This window comes from Burkholderia sp. A2, assembly GCF_001729305.1.
In the GTDB taxonomy this organism is placed as follows: Bacteria; Pseudomonadota; Gammaproteobacteria; order Burkholderiales; family Burkholderiaceae; genus Burkholderia; species Burkholderia sola.
This window is the reverse complement of the sequence record NZ_LZXX01000105.1, coordinates 316,592-332,687: the sequence shown is the minus strand read 5'-3', so window position 1 is coordinate 332,687 and position 16,096 is coordinate 316,592. Positions and strand designations below refer to the sequence as shown.

At 66.0% G+C, this 16,096-nt stretch carries 16 protein-coding genes; 9 read left to right on the top strand and 7 right to left on the bottom strand.

What is annotated here, in order from left to right:
• Positions 1–265 precede the first annotated feature (265 nt).
• From A9Z05_RS21965 to A9Z05_RS21955, 3 genes are all read left to right on the top strand, one after another.
• Positions 266–1,186: a LysR family transcriptional regulator gene (locus A9Z05_RS21965; protein WP_069619917.1), complete on the top strand. Its 921-nt coding sequence runs from the start codon at positions 266–268 to the stop codon at positions 1,184–1,186.
• A 302-nt stretch (positions 1,187–1,488) separates the two neighbouring features.
• Entirely contained in the window at positions 1,489–2,592 is a 1,104-nt protein-coding gene (locus A9Z05_RS21960) for a tartrate dehydrogenase (RefSeq protein WP_069620113.1), read from the top strand.
• A 3-nt stretch (positions 2,593–2,595) separates the two neighbouring features.
• The gene (locus A9Z05_RS21955; RefSeq protein WP_069619916.1) at positions 2,596–4,044 is read left to right on the top strand and encodes an aldehyde dehydrogenase family protein; all 1,449 of its coding nucleotides are present in this window, start codon (positions 2,596–2,598) and stop codon (positions 4,042–4,044) included.
• A 215-nt stretch (positions 4,045–4,259) separates the two neighbouring features.
• Here A9Z05_RS21955 and A9Z05_RS21950 read toward each other — a convergent pair whose 3' ends face one another.
• From A9Z05_RS21950 to A9Z05_RS21940, 3 genes are all read right to left on the bottom strand, one after another.
• Positions 4,260–5,198: a PLP-dependent cysteine synthase family protein gene (locus tag A9Z05_RS21950; RefSeq protein ID WP_069619915.1), complete on the bottom strand. Its 939-nt coding sequence runs from the start codon at positions 5,196–5,198 to the stop codon at positions 4,260–4,262.
• Between the two features lie 46 nt (positions 5,199–5,244).
• The gene (locus A9Z05_RS21945; protein ID WP_069619914.1) at positions 5,245–5,652 is read right to left on the bottom strand and encodes an MAPEG family protein; all 408 of its coding nucleotides are present in this window, start codon (positions 5,650–5,652) and stop codon (positions 5,245–5,247) included.
• Positions 5,653–5,874: 222 nt separating this feature from the next.
• Positions 5,875–6,741 carry an NmrA family NAD(P)-binding protein gene (locus A9Z05_RS21940; protein ID WP_069619913.1) on the bottom strand — a complete coding sequence of 289 codons (867 nt, stop codon included), beginning with the start codon at positions 6,739–6,741 and terminating at the stop codon, positions 5,875–5,877.
• Positions 6,742–6,950: 209 nt separating this feature from the next.
• On the opposite strand from A9Z05_RS21940, the gene A9Z05_RS21935 reads away from it, so the two are divergent.
• A complete protein-coding gene (locus A9Z05_RS21935) occupies positions 6,951–7,883 on the top strand; it encodes a LysR family transcriptional regulator (protein WP_069619912.1) in 933 nt (310 codons plus the stop codon).
• A 119-nt stretch (positions 7,884–8,002) separates the two neighbouring features.
• On the opposite strand, the gene A9Z05_RS21930 is transcribed toward A9Z05_RS21935, so the two are convergent.
• Positions 8,003–8,965, bottom strand: coding sequence for a GlxA family transcriptional regulator (locus A9Z05_RS21930; protein WP_069619911.1), 963 nt, complete (start codon positions 8,963–8,965; stop codon positions 8,003–8,005).
• Between the two features lie 196 nt (positions 8,966–9,161).
• Here A9Z05_RS21930 and A9Z05_RS21925 point away from each other — a divergent pair, with 196 nt between their 5' ends.
• Complete coding sequence (locus tag A9Z05_RS21925; RefSeq protein ID WP_069619910.1) at positions 9,162–10,040, top strand: SDR family oxidoreductase; 879 nt, start codon at positions 9,162–9,164, stop codon at positions 10,038–10,040.
• A 122-nt stretch (positions 10,041–10,162) separates the two neighbouring features.
• Here the strand turns inward: A9Z05_RS21925 and A9Z05_RS21920 are convergent, their stop codons facing one another.
• Positions 10,163–10,927 (bottom strand): SDR family NAD(P)-dependent oxidoreductase, encoded by a 765-nt coding sequence (locus A9Z05_RS21920; protein WP_069619909.1) that lies wholly within the window; start codon positions 10,925–10,927, stop codon positions 10,163–10,165.
• A gap of 140 nt (positions 10,928–11,067) precedes the next feature.
• On the opposite strand from A9Z05_RS21920, the gene A9Z05_RS21915 reads away from it, so the two are divergent.
• A complete protein-coding gene (locus A9Z05_RS21915; RefSeq protein ID WP_069619908.1) occupies positions 11,068–11,985 on the top strand; it encodes a LysR family transcriptional regulator in 918 nt (305 codons plus the stop codon).
• A 107-nt stretch (positions 11,986–12,092) separates the two neighbouring features.
• On the opposite strand, the gene A9Z05_RS21910 is transcribed toward A9Z05_RS21915, so the two are convergent.
• Positions 12,093–13,016, bottom strand: coding sequence for a LysR family transcriptional regulator (locus tag A9Z05_RS21910; protein WP_069619907.1), 924 nt, complete (start codon positions 13,014–13,016; stop codon positions 12,093–12,095).
• Between the two features lie 108 nt (positions 13,017–13,124).
• Here A9Z05_RS21910 and A9Z05_RS21905 point away from each other — a divergent pair, with 108 nt between their 5' ends.
• Genes A9Z05_RS21905 through A9Z05_RS21895 form a run of 3 tightly spaced genes read left to right on the top strand, consistent with a single transcriptional unit; the run spans position 13,125 to position 15,264 of the window.
• A complete protein-coding gene (locus A9Z05_RS21905) occupies positions 13,125–13,859 on the top strand; it encodes an SDR family NAD(P)-dependent oxidoreductase (protein ID WP_069619906.1) in 735 nt (244 codons plus the stop codon).
• Between the two features lie 13 nt (positions 13,860–13,872).
• Complete coding sequence (locus tag A9Z05_RS21900; RefSeq protein ID WP_069619905.1) at positions 13,873–14,640, top strand: SDR family NAD(P)-dependent oxidoreductase; 768 nt, start codon at positions 13,873–13,875, stop codon at positions 14,638–14,640.
• Positions 14,641–14,667: 27 nt separating this feature from the next.
• Complete coding sequence (locus tag A9Z05_RS21895) at positions 14,668–15,264, top strand: NADPH-dependent F420 reductase (RefSeq protein ID WP_069619904.1); 597 nt, start codon at positions 14,668–14,670, stop codon at positions 15,262–15,264.
• Positions 15,265–15,341: 77 nt separating this feature from the next.
• On the opposite strand, the gene A9Z05_RS21890 is transcribed toward A9Z05_RS21895, so the two are convergent.
• Positions 15,342–16,079 (bottom strand): transporter substrate-binding domain-containing protein, encoded by a 738-nt coding sequence (locus A9Z05_RS21890; RefSeq protein WP_069619903.1) that lies wholly within the window; start codon positions 16,077–16,079, stop codon positions 15,342–15,344.
• Positions 16,080–16,096 lie beyond the last annotated feature (17 nt).

The following is a 16,096-nucleotide window of genomic DNA, read 5'->3' as shown; positions in this document are numbered from 1 at the left end:
CGAAATCCTTCAAGCGGCACTTCGAATATCTCGAACGCACGCGCGGGCAGCTATCGTACCGTGCAACGCACAAGCCATCGGAAACGGATTCCGCCCGTTGACCGCCCGCACGACACGGGCCTTCGCGGCATGACGGCGGCGTCGCGGTGTGCGGCGCACCATTCGCGGGCGGTCAGAGCCAGTCAGGGTTAGCACCACTTCGCCCGATGCCGTCGCGCGCGGCGATGGATGACATACTTGCCGCAGTTTCAATCGGAGCCCGCGCTTGTTCGATCTCACGTCCCTTGCCCTGTTCGTCCGTGCCTCCGAGCTGGGCAGCCTGTCGCGCGCCGCGCAGCAGTCCCACATGTCGCTGTCCACCGCGAGCCGCCGGATCGCGCTGCTCGAGCATCACTTTCGCGTGGTGCTGCTGAACCGCACGGTGGCCGGCGTCGAGCTCACGCCCGCCGGCGAAGCGCTGTTGCGCCACGCGACCGACCTGCTGCTGCGCACCGATGCGATCTACAGCGAACTGTCCGACTATACGAAAGGCGCGGTCGGCCGCGTCCGCGTGTTCGCGAACATCTCGGCGATCAGCCAGGATCTGCCCGATCAGTTGCGTACCTTCTCGCAACGCTATCGCGACATCAAGCTGCAGATCAGCGAGCTGAGAAGTTCCGACATCCTGCAGGCGCTGCGCGAAGGCCGCGCGGACGTCGGCATCGTCACGTCGCGCACCGCACCCGAGGGCATCCACCTCGCTCCTTACTGCATGGACCGCGCCAGCGTGGTCGTCCCCGACGACTACCCGCTCGCCGGCGATTCGATCGACTTCAGCGCGTTGCTCGACCACGATCTGGTCGCGCTCGACGACCGCTCGGAACTCACGCGTTCGCTCGTCAGGGAAGCGGCGCTGCTCGGCAAGTCGGTCCGTTTCCGCGTGCAGGTGCAAAGCTTCGAAGCCATGTGCCGGCTGATCGCCGCAGGGCAAGGCATCGGCATCCTGCCCGAGCGCGCGGTCGCGCTGTTTCGCGAACCGATGCGCCTGCGTTTCATTCGCCTCAACGATCCATGGGCGAACCGCGTCATGTCGGTCGGCATTCGCGCCGGCGCCGTGCCGCTGCCGACGCGCAAGCTGTTCGAGTTCCTCGCATCGTTCGCGCCGCCTTCGCTCGTCGCCGGTGAAGCCGGGCAGTCGAACGACTGACCGCGCCGCCCCACGTCGGCGCGCGCCCCGCGTGTTGCAGATTTTCGAAGGTCCCGTTCACGGATCCGCACTTCCTTCCGGCGCCTGCGACGCAGTAGATTCGACGGACAGATTCAACAGTCCGCCGGTTACCGCAACGGAAGAGACACGGGAGACATGCCGATGCGATCCGGGGTGACCGGATGCAGCGTCGCGTATCGAAGGCCGCCGCGCAGCAGTTCGATGCGGTCCGGCTCGCGCACCGTCCCCGTGTCTGTCCCCCCGTGCGGGGCGACGGCATCGGCATGGAGGCTTCCCGCAACATGAAGAACCCGCACCGCATCGCGGTCATCGCCGGCGACGGCATCGGCAAGGAAGTGATGCCCGAAGGCTTGCGCGTGCTGCGCGCTGCCGCGGACCGCTTCGACATTTCGCTCGCGTTCGACGAATTCGGCGACTGGTGTACCGATCACTACGTTCGCCACGGCACGATGATGCCGGCCGACTGGGCACGGCAGATCGGTGCGCACGACGCCATTTTCTTCGGGGCCGTCGGCGCGCCCGATATCGTGCCGGACCACGTCGCCGTATGGGAATCGCTGATCAAGATCCGGCGCGAGTTCGATCAATACGTGAACCTGCGGCCGGTCCGCCTGATGCCGGGCGTGCCCGCGCCGCTCGCCGGGCGCCAGCCGGGCGACATCGACTTCATCGTCGTGCGCGAGAATACGGAAGGCGAGTATTCGTCGGTGGGCGGCCGGATGTTTACCGGGACAGACCGCGAGATCGCCGTGCAGCAATCGGTTTTCTCGCGCGTCGGCGTCGATCGCGTGCTCCGGTTCGCATTCGAACTCGCCCGCTCGCGCCCGCGCAAGCAACTGACGGCGGCGACGAAATCCAACGGCATCTCGATCACCATGCCGTTCTGGGACGAGCGCGTCGCGGAGATCGCCCGATCGTTCCCGGACATCGAAACGCGCAAATATCACATCGACATACTGTGCGCGCACTTCGTCCAGAATCCGGATCGCTTCGACGTCGTCGTCGCCTCGAACCTGTTCGGCGACATCCTGTCCGATCTCGGCCCCGCCTGTACCGGCACGATCGGCATCGCGCCGTCGGCGAACCTGAACCCGGAGCGACGCTTCCCGTCGCTGTTCGAGCCGGTGCACGGCTCGGCACCTGATATCGCGGGCCGCGGCATCGCGAATCCGATCGGCCAGATCTGGTCGGCCGCGTTGCTGCTTCAACACCTCGGTCGCGGCGAATCGCGCTACGAAGCCGCGGCCGCCGAAATCGTGGCGGCCATCGAATCCGTCCTCGTCGCCGGCCCGCGCACCCGCGACATGGGCGGCACGGCCAGCACCGAAGAACTGGGCGCCGCGATTGCGCACACCGTCGCGAATCCCGCATCGATCGAGGAATGACCCATGCAATTTGATCACTACATCGACAACGCCCGCGTCGCGCCGCATACCGGCGCGCGGATCGACGTCGTCGACCCGAGCACCGGCGAACCGTTCGCGACGATCGCGCGCGGCGATGCGACGGACGTGCAGCACGCCGTGTCCGCCGCCCAGCGCGCGATGGGCGACACGCTCAACGGCCCGTGGGCGAAGCTGTCGCCGGTCGAGCGCGGCAACTTGCTGTTCGCGTACGCCGCGGCCGTCTCGCGGCATGCCGACGAGCTCGCGCAGCTCGAAGCGCGCGACACGGGCAAGGCGCTGAACACCGCACGTACCGACGCAGCGGTGCTCGCGCGCTACCTCCAGTACTACGCCGGATGCGTCGACAAGCTGCACGGCGACACGCTGCCCTACACCGCCGGGTTCACGGTATTGACGGTGCGCGAACCGATCGGCGTGACCGGCCACATCATTCCGTGGAATTACCCGATGCAGATCTACGGTCGCTCGGTCGGTGCGTCGCTCGCCGCCGGCAATGCGTGCGTGGTCAAGCCGGCGGAGGATGCGAGCCTGTCCATTCTGCGGCTGGCCGAAATCGCGGCCGAGGTCGGCTTTCCGGCCGGCACGGTCAACGTGGTCACGGGGTTGGGCGGCGAAGCCGGCGCGGCCCTGTCGGCCCATCCCGGCATTCGCCACATCTCGTTTACCGGATCGACCGGAACGGGCGCGCTGGTCGGCCGCGCGGCCGCCGAGCGTCACTGCCCGGCGGTGCTCGAGCTGGGCGGCAAGTCGCCGCAATTACTGTTCGACGATGCCGATCTCGACCAGGCGCTGCCCGTCATCGTCAACGCGATCGTGCAGAACGCGGGGCAGACCTGCTCGGCCGGCAGCCGCCTGCTCGTCCAGCGCGCCGTCTACGAGCGCGTGCTCGATCGTCTCGCTCAGCAATTTGCGCGGCTGCGTTCGGGGCCGCCGTCGATGAATCTGGAGATGGGGCCGCTCGTCAACGCGAAGCAGCATGCCCGGGTCCGGGCCATCGTCGAGCGCGCGCAGGCCGACGGCATTCGCGTGGCGGCGCGCGGCACCATCGCGGCCGGCGCATCGGGTGCCGGCTACTACCAGGAAGCGGTCCTGTTCCGCGACGTGCCGCCCGACAGCGAACTCGCTCAGGAAGAGGTATTCGGCCCCGTGCTCGCGGCCATGCCGTTCGACGACGAAGACGCGGCGGTCGCACTCGCGAACGGCACGCAGTACGGCCTCGTGGCGGGCGTGTGGACGCGCGACGGCGCTCGCGCGCTGCGGCTCGCGCGCAAGCTGCAGGCCGGACAGGTCTTCATCAACAACTACGGCGCCGGGGGTGGCGTGGAACTGCCGTTCGGCGGCGTGAAGGCAAGCGGATATGGCCGCGAGAAAGGCTTCGAGGCATTGCTCGGCTTTACCGCGCTGAAGACCATCGCGATCAGGCACGACTGAGCGTCGCAACGGTGCGACGGTCGTGCGGGGCCGCCGCCGGAGAATCGCCATGTCTCGACTGACCATCGTGACCACTGGCGCCATTGCGCGCGATCGGCGCGTGGGATCCTGCCGCGCGCGACGCGTACGACGCGTTGTCCATACTCGCCACGCGCCTCGCGAAGAACGGGCAGGTTCACGCGTAAAAAGCCGGGGCCTACGATCCCCCCAAGCCATCAACCGATCGTTTGCGCAAACGACTTCAAATACTTCATGCCCGTGTCGCACATGATCGTCACGATCGTGGCGTCCGGGCCGAGCCGCTCGGCGAGTCGCAAGGCGGCGGTTACGTTGGCGCCGGTCGACGTACCGCAGAACAGCCCCTCCTCGGCGGCCAGTCGGAACGCCATGGCTCTCGCGTCCTCCGTCGTGACGCGCTCGAGCTCGTCCGCGATGCCGTCGCGCCAAAGCGGCACGACATAGCCCGCGCCGATTCCGTCGATCTTGTGCGCGCCGGTCGGCCCACCCGACAGCACCGCCGATTCGGCCGGCTCGACACCGGCGATCCGGATGCGTGCGTCATGCTCGCGCAAGCGCCGCGAAATCCCGCGCAGCGACGCAGCCGTGCCGACGCTCTGGACGAAACCGTCGAGACGGCCGCCGGTCTGCTCCCAGATCTCGTCGGCCATCTTCGTATAAGCGTCGAGCTGATCGGTGTTTTCCATCTGCGCGGTGATGTATGCGCCCGTCTCGCCGGCAATCCGATGCGCCTCGCGAATCATGTCCTTCGTCAGCTTTTCGGTTTGCTTGCCGTTGTCGCTCGGGACGAGCGTCAGCTTCGCGCCAAGCAGGCGCATGTGATCCAGCTTCTCCTTCGAGAACGCATCCGATGAGACCAGATGCAGCGGATGCCGCTTGACGGCGCACACCAGCGCGAGCGACACGCCCGTGCTGCCGCCGGTGTACTCGACCACCGCGCCGCCGGGCTTCAGACGCCCATCGCGCTCAGGCGCTTCGATCATCGCGAGCGCGATCCGGTCTTTCATGCTGCCGGTCGGATTCTGACTTTCGAGCTTGACGAACAGACGCGCACCGTTCTTCGGGACAACCTGTCGTAACGGGACGAGCGACGTGTTGCCGATCGTGTCGAGGATGCTGCCGGGAGTCGATTTCATATTGACCTCTTAAGTAAGCGAACGGGCAAGACCCGGCGGGAAACGGTCAGGTCGCATGGCCGAGCAGCGCAACAGCGAACGTGAGCGTTGCCGCGAAACCGGTCAGGAAAGCGATCGTGCGAACCACCGGAATGCCTGCGGCGTAGACGACGTAGTGAACCAGCCGCGCGCCCAGATAGAGCCTGGCCGAGAACACCGTCGCCGGGCTGCTCGCTCCCGTCATTGCGCACATCAATACGAGCGGAGCGAACACGGCGAGATTCTCGATCGCGTTCGCATGCGCGCGCCGTGCGCGCTCCGCCCACGGCGGATCAGGCGGGAAGGACGGATCGGGATTGCTCAAGGCCGCCATCAGGCCACGCGTGACGATTCTCGCCAGCATGTAGGGGATCCACATCAGCAGCGTCGCGATCGCGGTCAGCGTCAGCAGGTGAAGTTCTGGCGAAAATGTCATCGGATTGGCCTCTGTCGGACCGAGCCGCAGGAGGGGCCTGCGGATGCCGGAAATGCTTCGCAGTCTAGACGCGGGACGAGGTCGTTCGCCATAGTCATAAATGACATTAATGGCGACATTTGCGACATCCCTTCGACACGGAAGCCACTATCCGTCCGACGGGAAATCCGCTGCATGGGCGGGCGTAGCGCAAGCGCGCCACGCGTCGCCCGCCGCATTCAATCAGACCGTACGCGACATGAGCTCGCCCAGAACCGTGTCCAGCTCGACACGGCCGCGCAAGATGCCGTCAGGATTACTTTCGAAATCGATCCAGCCTTCGTTGAAGCCGTCCAGCATGCGCATGCGCGGGAGCGGATGCTTCATGCCCTGCGAGCGGAACAGCGCTTCCCACGTTCGCCTGTCGACGGCCTCCGCGCGCATGTCACGGCCCAACACGCGAGCGAAGGCCAGCGCGAGATCGTTGGGGCTCACCCGGTGCGGCCCCTCGAGCTCGACGACGCGCACCCCACTCCACGTCTGCTGCAGCAGTTCCGCCGCAACGCGGCCCACGTCCGCGGTCGCGACCATCGGCACGGGCTTGTCGAGCGGCTGCAGGTAACTGGCGACGACGCCCTCGTCGCGCGCGGACGCGACATCCCACGCGGCGTTCTCCATGAACCAGCCGGGCCGCAGGAACGTCACCGGCATCGGCATCTCGCGCAGCGTCTGCTCCATCAGCATGAGTTGCGTGAGCAGATTGGTCTCGTCGGCCTGCGCGCCGATCGTCGACAGGCACACGACCTTTTCGGGGCGCGCTTTCAGAAGCGCGGCGGATACGGCCTCGATCACTTTCCGCGCTTCGGGAAACCCGGGCGCCGGATCGAACACCGGCGGCAGCAGGATGAAAACGCCCGCCGCGCCGGCGAACGCGGCGGCGAGCGACGAAGGATCTTCCATGAAGGCGGTCGCCATCTCACACCCGCGCTCCGCCCACACCGCTGCCCGCGTCGTGTCGCGCACCACTGCGCGGACCGACCGACCCGAGGCCAGTAGCTCGCGCGCCAGCGCGCCGCCGACCTGACCGGTGATTCCCGTGATTGCATACATTGCTCGTTCTCCGTGTGTGAATACGCGGGTCGCATTGTCGACAAATGCCGACCAAAACAAAACGACATGGACGGCATCAGATAAGTGACAACGCGTCATCAATTCGGCATGATCGACACCGACGCCCGAATGGCTGCGCTGTGCGGCGTTGGCGTGCCGGCCTTCAGTGGGGCGCGCGCGATTCGCCATCCGTATTCACTCGAACAACCATGAGATCCAATAGCGAGAAACTGTCCGGCAGCATCAGCGTATTCGCCGCCGTGGTCGATGCCGGGACGTTCTCGGCTGCCGCCGACGTCATCGGCATGACGCCGCCGGGCGTCAGTCGAGCGATTGCGCGGCTGGAAAAAAGGCTCAACATCCGGCTTTTCAACCGAACGACGCGGTCCGTCTCGCTGACGGAAGAAGGGCGCCGCTTTTACGAGCAGGTGATGCCCCATCTCGCCGGGCTGGAGGAAGCCGCGGCGGCGGCGGCAGGAGGCGTCTCCGCCGTGCGCGGCAGGCTGAGGATCAATCTGGATCCGGTCGTCTACCGGGCCATTCTCGGGCCACGGCTCGATGCGTTCATGGACGCGCATCCCGACCTCGAAATCGAGCTCATCGCGCGAGACAGCCTGGGCGACCTCGTCACGGACGGCTTCGACCTCGCCGTGCGATTCGGCGAACCGCGCGCATCCAGCCTGATCGCGAGAAAGCTGCTCGATACCGGCGTCGTGACGGTCGCGGCGCCCTCGTACATCGCACGCCGGGGGCGGCCGGCCAAACCCCAGGACCTCGAAAACCGCAGCCACCGCTGCCTGGAGTTTCGCAATCCGGAGACAGGCAAGCCGTTCACGTGGGAATTCCATCGCCGGCGCAAACGCATCGTGGTCGACACCCGCGGACGCCTGACGGTCAACGATCCGGGCGCGCTGCTCAATGCGTGCCTCGCCGGTTCCGGCATTGCGCAGATGCTGCTGCTCGGCGCCGAGCCGCTGATCGCCGACGGCCGGTTGATCAATCTCTTTCCCGAATGGGCCGACGAGCGGTATCCGTTATACGCGTACTACCCGTCCCGGCATCACGTGCCGGCCAAGACGCGCGCGTTCCTGGATTTCGTGGTCGAACTGACGGGCATTCACGGGGGCGTCGGCGCGCGCTAGTGCTGTTCCGGCGGAACCCACGGAGCCTCGCTTCGGCATTCGCAGCGACGGTCCTCGAAGCCGAAGCGCTCGCCATTGACGAAGCCATGCCGATCCGTACCGGGGGCGCTACCGATTCGCTACCGATTGTCGGCACGCAATTCCCGCACCCCGCGGCCGAGCCTGCGACGCAACAAGGCCCGCAACGTCGCCGAATCCGCGTAGCCCACCTCGCCTGCGATCGTCTCCAGGTCGTAACCCATCGACACGAGTGTCTGCGCCCGTTCGATTCGCAGATCCTGGAAGAACGCCAAAGGCGACTTCCCGAGTACCGCCTCGGTACGGCGCTGCAACGTGCGCGGTCCGACGGCGAGTGCGGCGGCCGCCGTCTGCAGCGAGAAACCGAGGGAAAGATTCTCGCGGGCCCAGCGCTCGAATCGCGCGATCAACGGATCGGCGTGCGCAAGGTAATCCGGAATGATGTATTCGGCCTGTGACGAACGCTTGTCGATCAGCATGAAGCGAGCCACGAGCGTCGCCAGTTCGGGACTGGCCTGACGCAGCAACCACAGCGCAAGGTCGAGATGGCCCATGGCCGATCCTGCGGTGACCACGCGATCCGCGGCGACGACCATCCGCGAATCGTTCAGATCGACGGCCGGATAACGTTGACGGAAAAAAGGCGACAGCGACCAGGTCGTTGTCGCCTCGCGATGATCCAGCAGCCCGGCTTCGGCCAGCAAAAACGTACCGATACAAGCGGCGGCGACGCCGACGCCATCGGCATGCCACGCACGAAGGTGCGCCATCGCATCGCACACGTCCCGACGCCGCAGCGTCTCGATCAGGCGCTCCGGCTCTCTGATACCGGGCGCGGGCACGGCCACCCAGTCCGCGTGGCGTACGCTGCTTGCCGGCTCCACCAGCATCGACAATCCATGCGCGGTACGAATGCGTTTGCGCACGCCAGCCACCGTCACCTCGAAGGGCGGTGCGGCGAAGCCTTGGGCGGCAGCCAGTTCGTTGGCCATCGCGAAGGTATCCAGCAGTACCGTCAGCCCGGTATCGAACAGGCCCTCGAGGGCCAGGATCGTCAATCTCATGTCGTAAATACCACTATTAATGTCATTTACGACTATAGCCCGGTTTCCGGGCAAAGCCTAGACTGCGTGGCAACGCGATGAAGACACCGGCCGCCCGGGGGTTCAACGACATCGCACGTTTCATCTCGACCGCATCGGACCTGCACGTACGGATGCGGTTGCGGTCCTCCAACCTTCTTGCTGGGAAACACTCGACATGTCCAGAACCATTCTGATCACCGGCGCCAGCAGCGGCTTCGGCCGCGACACCGCGGAAACGCTCGCGCGTGCAGGGCACCGGGTATTCGCCTCGATGCGTGACGTCGCCGGCCGCAACCGGCCTCATGCCGATGCCCTCCGGGCGAGCGGCGCGCATGTCGTCGAACTCGACGTGACGGACGATGCGTCCGTCGAGCGCGGCGTCGCTTCCGTGCTGGACAATACCGGGCGTCTCGACGTCCTCGTCAACAACGCAGGTATCGGGTCGGCCGGCGTTTCCGAGGCGTTCACGACCAAGCAGGTACAGGCACTCTTCGACGTGAACGTATTTGGTATCCAGCGAACGTCGAGAGCGGTATTGCCGACCTTCAGGAAACAGGGTGAAGGCCTGATCGTGAACATCGGCTCGATACTCGGCCGCGTGACGTTTCCGTTCTTCGGTCTCTACGGCGCATCGAAGTTTGCGATCGAAGCGTTGACTGACAGCTACCGCTATGAATTGTCGACGTTGGGCATCGACGTCGTTCTCGTTCAACCCAGCAACTATCCAACGCATATCTTCGCCAGCGCGCAGCGGCCCGCCGACGCCGCGCGCGCCGCCGGCTACGGTGAAGCCGGTGCGATTCCGGACAAGATGGTGGAGACGTTGATGGCGTTGTTCGCGAGCGACCACGCGCCGGACCCGCACGACGTCGCCGATGCAATCGTGCAGCTCGCCGAACAGGCAAACGGCACGCGGCCCGCCCGTGTGGTCGTGGGCCAGTCGTTCGGCGCCGACGCCCTCAACGCCCAGGCAGCATCGATCCAGGCCCAGACGCTGGAAAGCCTCGGGCTGGCGCACCTCGCCCAGCCACAAGGGCGGTCCGCGGCGGCTTGAAGATACGTCCGCGGCAGAAACAACGCCGGCCGGCGCCACGGCGACAACACACGCCAACGCGTTCCTGCGCGCACTGACGACGATCGACGCGAACGCGTGTCCCACGTCGCGTCGATCCCCCCTCAAATCTGTTGCTGGCCGCCGTCGACGAACAATTCGATGCCGTTCACGAAGCTCGCGTCGTCCGACGCCAGGAACAGCGCCGCGCTCGCGATCTCTTCCGGCTCGCCGAGCCGCCCCATCGGGATCTGCGCCGCCAGATAATCGGCCAGCCCCTGCCGCTGAGCCGCATCGTCACCGGCGAGATCGAGCAGGCCGGGCGTGCGGGTCGCGCCCGGGCTGATCGTGTTCACGCGGATGCCGCGCTCCTTGAGGTCGAGAATCCAGCTGCGTGCGAAGGCACGCACCGCCGCCTTCGAAGCCGAATACACGCTGAACGCAGCGGTGCCCGCGCTACCCGCCGTCGAGCCGGTCAGAATCACCGATGCGCTATCGGCGAGCAGCGGCAGCGCCTTCTGCACGGTGAACAGCACACCCTTCACGTTTCGGTCGAAGGTTTCGTCGTAGTGCGCTTCGGTGATGCTGCCCAGCGGCAGCATCGAGCCGCCGCCGGCGTTCACGAACAGCACGTCCAGGCGCCCCTGTTCTTCGTTGATTTGCGCATACAGCGCGTCGAGTTCATCGAGCTTCGTGGAATCGGAACGCACGCCGGTCGCGTTGCCGCCGGCTTCGCGAATGCGCTTCACGGCGGCATCGAGTTCGGCCTGGCGGCGGCCCGTGAGATAGACGTGAGCGCCTTCCGCCGCGAAGCGTTGAGCGGTGGCCAGCCCGATGCCGCTGGTTGCGCCGGTGACGAGTGCGATCTTGTTGTCGAGTTTGCGTGCCATGGTATTGCTCCTTTCAGTGGGTCAGCGGTGTTTGGGTTCGGTGTTACGTGCTGCGATGTGAGGAGAATATCGACGGGCTGATCTTTTCGAAATAGAATCAATCGCAAACAAACGTTGCATAAATGAAAAGATGAAGAGAAATGGCGCACCTACCTGATTTCGAAGGGCTCGCGATGTTCGCGAAAGTGGCCGAGCACGGGTCGTTTGCCGCCGCGGCGCGCGCGACCGGGGTGTCGGTCGCCACCGTCTCGCGCGGGGTGGCGCGTCTGGAGGAGCGGCTCGGCGCGCGGCTGTTCAACCGCACGTCGCGCCAGCTGTCGCTGACCGAGTTCGGCCGGACGATCAGCGAGAAAGCCGGCGAGATCTATCGCCAGGCCGAGGAGGCGGAAAGCTCGGCGCGCGAGATGTCGGTGCAGCCGCGCGGGCTGGTGCGCCTGGCCGTGCCGATGTCGTTCGGGCTGCGCTGGGTCGCACCACTGCTGCCGGGCTTCTTTCGCGCGTATCCGGAAGTGTCGATCGACCTGCATTTATCGGATGCGTCGGTCGATCTGATCGCCGATGGATTCGACGCCGCGTTGCGGATCGCCGCGCTGCCGGATTCGTCGCTGGTCGCGCGTCGGCTGTGCGCGGTCACGCAACTCGTGGTGGCATCGCCGGAATATTTGCGGCGCGAAGGGCGACCCACGCATCCGAGCGAGCTGGCGGATCGCCCGTGCCTCTCGTACGCGTATCGCGCGCGGAGTGCCGTATGGCGCTTCACGAACGACGCGGGCGACGAGGAGCCGGTGATGCCGACGGGCCCGCTGCGCGTCACCAACGCCGATGCGCTGTTGCCGACGCTGCTCGATGGGCTCGCGATCGCCGAGTTGCCGGAGTTCATCGCCCATGAATATCTGGCCGATGGCCGCCTCGAAGCCATTCTCACCGACTGGTCGCTGACGAAGGGCGGTCTTTATTTCGTTACGCCGTCGGCACGGGCACGCCCGGCGAAGGTGACGGCATTGTCCGACTACTTCGCCGAACATCTGGGCAATCCCGTCTGGCGATGGCCGAAGTGATGGTCCGGCAGGTGGCGGAGTCGAGCACCCTGCCCCATGACCGCGCTGCCACCTGATGCCCCGGCCCCGCTCCATCAAGACCGCTGCCGCCCGAAAGCGGCCGCACGTCACGTCGACCTCGCGCTTCCCGCCTTTTGCGAAGGACAACTGCCAAGGAGCTCGACCAGCCGTGTCTCGCATCCGGAAAACGCGTACCCGCGCCGCTGCGAAATCATGAACGTAAGCGGACGCATGTGCCACGCACGCCGCTGGAGCTCGACCAGCGTTCCGTTCGCGAGGTCGGCCTCGACCATATGGCGCGGCATGTGCCCCCAGCACAGGTTCCCTCTGAGCAGGTCGTGCTTCGCGCCGAGATCGTTCACCCACCACTGGCGTTCACTGGCGACGCCTTGCTGGGTCTTTTCCGCATCGGGCTGATTGTCGGTGACGACGAGCTGGATGTGCCGGCCGAATTCCTCCCGCGGAATCGGCTTCGCGCATGCGGCCAGCGGATGCGCTGGCCCACATACGGTCACCATTTGCGCATCGAGCAAATGATGCCGTTCGATGGTGCCCGGGCTCAACTCGGGCACGTCCGTGATCGTCACCGCCAATGCGCACGTGCCCTCGAGAACCAGGCGCTCGCCGCCCTGCATGGTCGTCATGCGCAGATTGATGGCAATCGTTGGAAATTCCGCCTGCAGCGTGCGCAGGCATTCGATCAGGTGCGCACGCGGGAAATAGGTGTCGATGGAGATCGACACCTGCGGGACGCCGGTTTCGGCGATCGCAACCGCACGCATCTTCATTTCCTCGGTGCGTGAGATCACCCCGCGCGCATCGGGCAGCAGGCTGCGGCCGGCGGCCGTGAGCGTCGCCTTGCGCGTGTTGCGCTCGAACAGCACCACGTCGAATGCGCTCTCGAGCGCGCTGATTGCATGACTGATCGCCGATTGCGCACGCCTCAGTTCCCGCGCGGCGCCGGAAAAGCTTCCCTGGTCGCACACGGCGACGAACGCGCGAAGCTGATTGATGGTGACGTTGTCCAGCATATATCTATCTAAAAAGTAGATGGCACTTATAGATATTCAGTCAGTTTTCTTCATGAATCAAGCGCGCCAGAATCGGGCTTGTCGATTTCGTTTCGAAGGACGCATGACATGAACAGACTGAATGGAAAGACCGCCGTGATCACCGGCGGCGCAACCGGCATCGGCCGGGCGGCGGCAAAGCGCTTCATCGAGGAAGGCGCGTTCGTCTTCCTCTTCGGTCGCCGGCAGGCGGCGCTCGACGCGGCAGTGGCCGACCTGGGGCCCCATGCCCGCGCGATGAAGGGCTCGGTGGCCGAACCGGCCGACCTCGACCGGCTCTACGCGTCGGTAAAGGCGGAGCGCGGGACCCTCGACATCGTCTTCGCCAATGCGGGGACGGGCAGCCCGCTTCCGCTCGGCCAGATCACCACCGGGCACATCGACGACACGTTCGATACCAATGTGAAGGGGACGATCTTCACGGTCCAGAAGGCGCTGCCGCTGATGCGCGCGGGCGGGTCGATCATCCTGACCGGCTCGAGCGCCGGCACCACGGGAGCCCCGGGGTTCACGGCCTACAGCGCGAGCAAGGCCGCGGTGCGCAACCTCGCCCGGACCTGGGCGGAAGAGCTGAAAGGCACCGGCATCCGGGTCAACGTGCTGTCGCCCGGTGCGACGGCGACGGAACTGGCCAAGGAAGCGCTCGGCGAAGAAGGCCAGAAAGCCTACGGCGCGATGACGCCGCTCCAGCGCATGGCCGATCCGGCAGAGATCGGCGCGGTGGCCGCCTTTCTTGCGTCGTCGGACAGCAGCTTCATGACCGCCAGCGAGGTCGCCGTCGACGGCGGCCTGGCGCAACTCTGAGGAGAGGCACCACATGACCCAATCGCTAACAGGCAAAACGGCGCTCGTGACCGGCGCGTCACGCGGCATTGGCCGTGCGATCGCCGAACGTCTCGCCCGGGACGGCGCGACGGTCGCACTGACCTACAACGCCAGCCAATCCGGCGCGGACGAGGCGATCGCTGCGATCGAAAAAGCGGGCGGCACCGCGTTTGCGATCCATGCGGATCTCGTCGACCCGGCGAGCGTGCCGGCCTTGTTCGAAAGACTCGACGACGAACTCACCCGGCGCAACGGCAGCAAGACCCTCGACATTCTGGTCAACAACGCAGGCAATTCCGGCTGGGTCGGCTTCAAGGACGCGACGCCGAAAAGCTGGGACACGCTGATGGCGGTCTACGCCCGCGCGCCCTTCTTCATCGTCCAGGCCGCGCTGGATCGCCTCGCCGATGGCGCGCGCATCGTCAACATTTCATCCGCTGCCGCCACGAAGCCCGTCACGGCGGCGCCCGTCTACTCGATGGCGAAAGCGGCGATCAACACGCTGACCCGGACGCTCGCCATCGAGCTCGGGCCGCGCGGCATCACCGCGAACGCCGTCGCGCCCGGCTTCACGCGAACGGATGCGAACGCCGCCTTTCGCGAGAATCCCGAACTCGTCAAGGCGGTCGAGGCGCAAATCGCGCTGGGCCGCTTTGGCGAGCCTTCGGAAATCGCGGCCGTCGTCGCGTTTCTCGCGTCCGACGACGGCCACTGGGTGACGGGCCAGACGATCGAGGCGAGCGGCGGTTACAAGCTCTGAGCACACCGGAAAACGAAGGAGAAACCCATGCGTTACGCCATCATCGGCTTCGGCAAGATCGGCCACGCGCTTGCCGGCGCGTTCGCCCGCAACGGTATCGACGTGGCCGTTGCAACCACGCGCGACCCGGCAAGCTTTGCGGCCGATGCGGCCGCGATCGGACCGACGATCACGCCCACGAGCCTGGCGGAAGCCGTCAAGGCAGACGTCATCTTTCTGGCGGTTCGTTTCGAGTCGCACCCCGCGGTCGCCAAAGCGCTGGCCGACTGGAACGGGAAGACCGTCATCGACGCGATGAACACGCAGGCCCCGCTGGACGAACTGGACGGTCTCCCGTCCTCGGCCTTCGTCGCGAAAGCGTTCACCGGAGCCCGGCTGGTGAAAGGCTTCAACCATCTGGTCGCGGCCGTCCTTGGCCAGGACCCGGCCGTCCACGGCGGCAGGAGAGTCGTGTTTCTGGCGAGCGACGACGACGAGGCCGCGGCGGACGTGAGCGCGCTTGCGGAAAAACTCGGCTTCGCGCCGATCCAGCTCGGCGGGCTGTCGGAAGGCGGATGGCTGGTGCACGCGCGCGGAAAAAGCTGGGGACGCCTGATCTTCAAGGACTTGATCAGGTTTGACTGATCAAGCTCGATGTCCGGGCATTCCGCCGGGACGAGACGAGACGAATGGTCGGTTGCCCGGCGCGGCCGGGCGCCGACCTATCCTGCCTGCAAGACGGCTGGATCGATCTCGCGCGCCGTCAGTCCGAATCTCGCCATGCGGGCGCGATGGTCGGGCGAGCCGAGATAGGCACGAAGTCGCCGATCAAACGCGTCGAGAAGACCCCGGTTTTCCCGGTTGAACGAGAACGCGCCCAGCGGAGGCGTCCGCTGTCCGCCGTCGACATCCGGCTCGTGCGCGACGGCCTCGATCAGCGCGCTGCCTATCCGGCCCGCCACGATTCGATTCCCCAACGCGGTGCTCGCATACGCGTCGATCACGCCGGAGAGAACGGCCGCAATCGCGTCGGCCTGCTGTTCGAAGACGACGATTTGCCGCCGGCTCACGCCTGACGCCATCGCGGAATCATGCTGGACCTGTCCGGCAATGATGCCGAGGCGCGCATCGGGACGTTGGGCGATCGACGCATAACTCCTGAGCGCCTTCGGGTTGCCGGGTCGAACCAGGAAACCGTCCTCGATCCCCCACACCGGCACGCTGAACGCGACGGCATGGGCTCGCTGCGGCGTCACGAAGAGCGGCACATTCATGTCCCAGTGACCTGACGCAACGCCGGGCAGCAATTCGCCGAACGTCGTCGCGCAATACTCGATCCGGGTGACGCCGATCTGCCGGAGAATCATCGCCGCGAGTTCGAGATCGGCGCCGGTAGCCGTGCCCTCCGCTTCGGTCCAGCCGAATGGCGGTTCTTCGATGTACGCAATGGTCACCTTCATCGCTTTCTCTCGCAAGC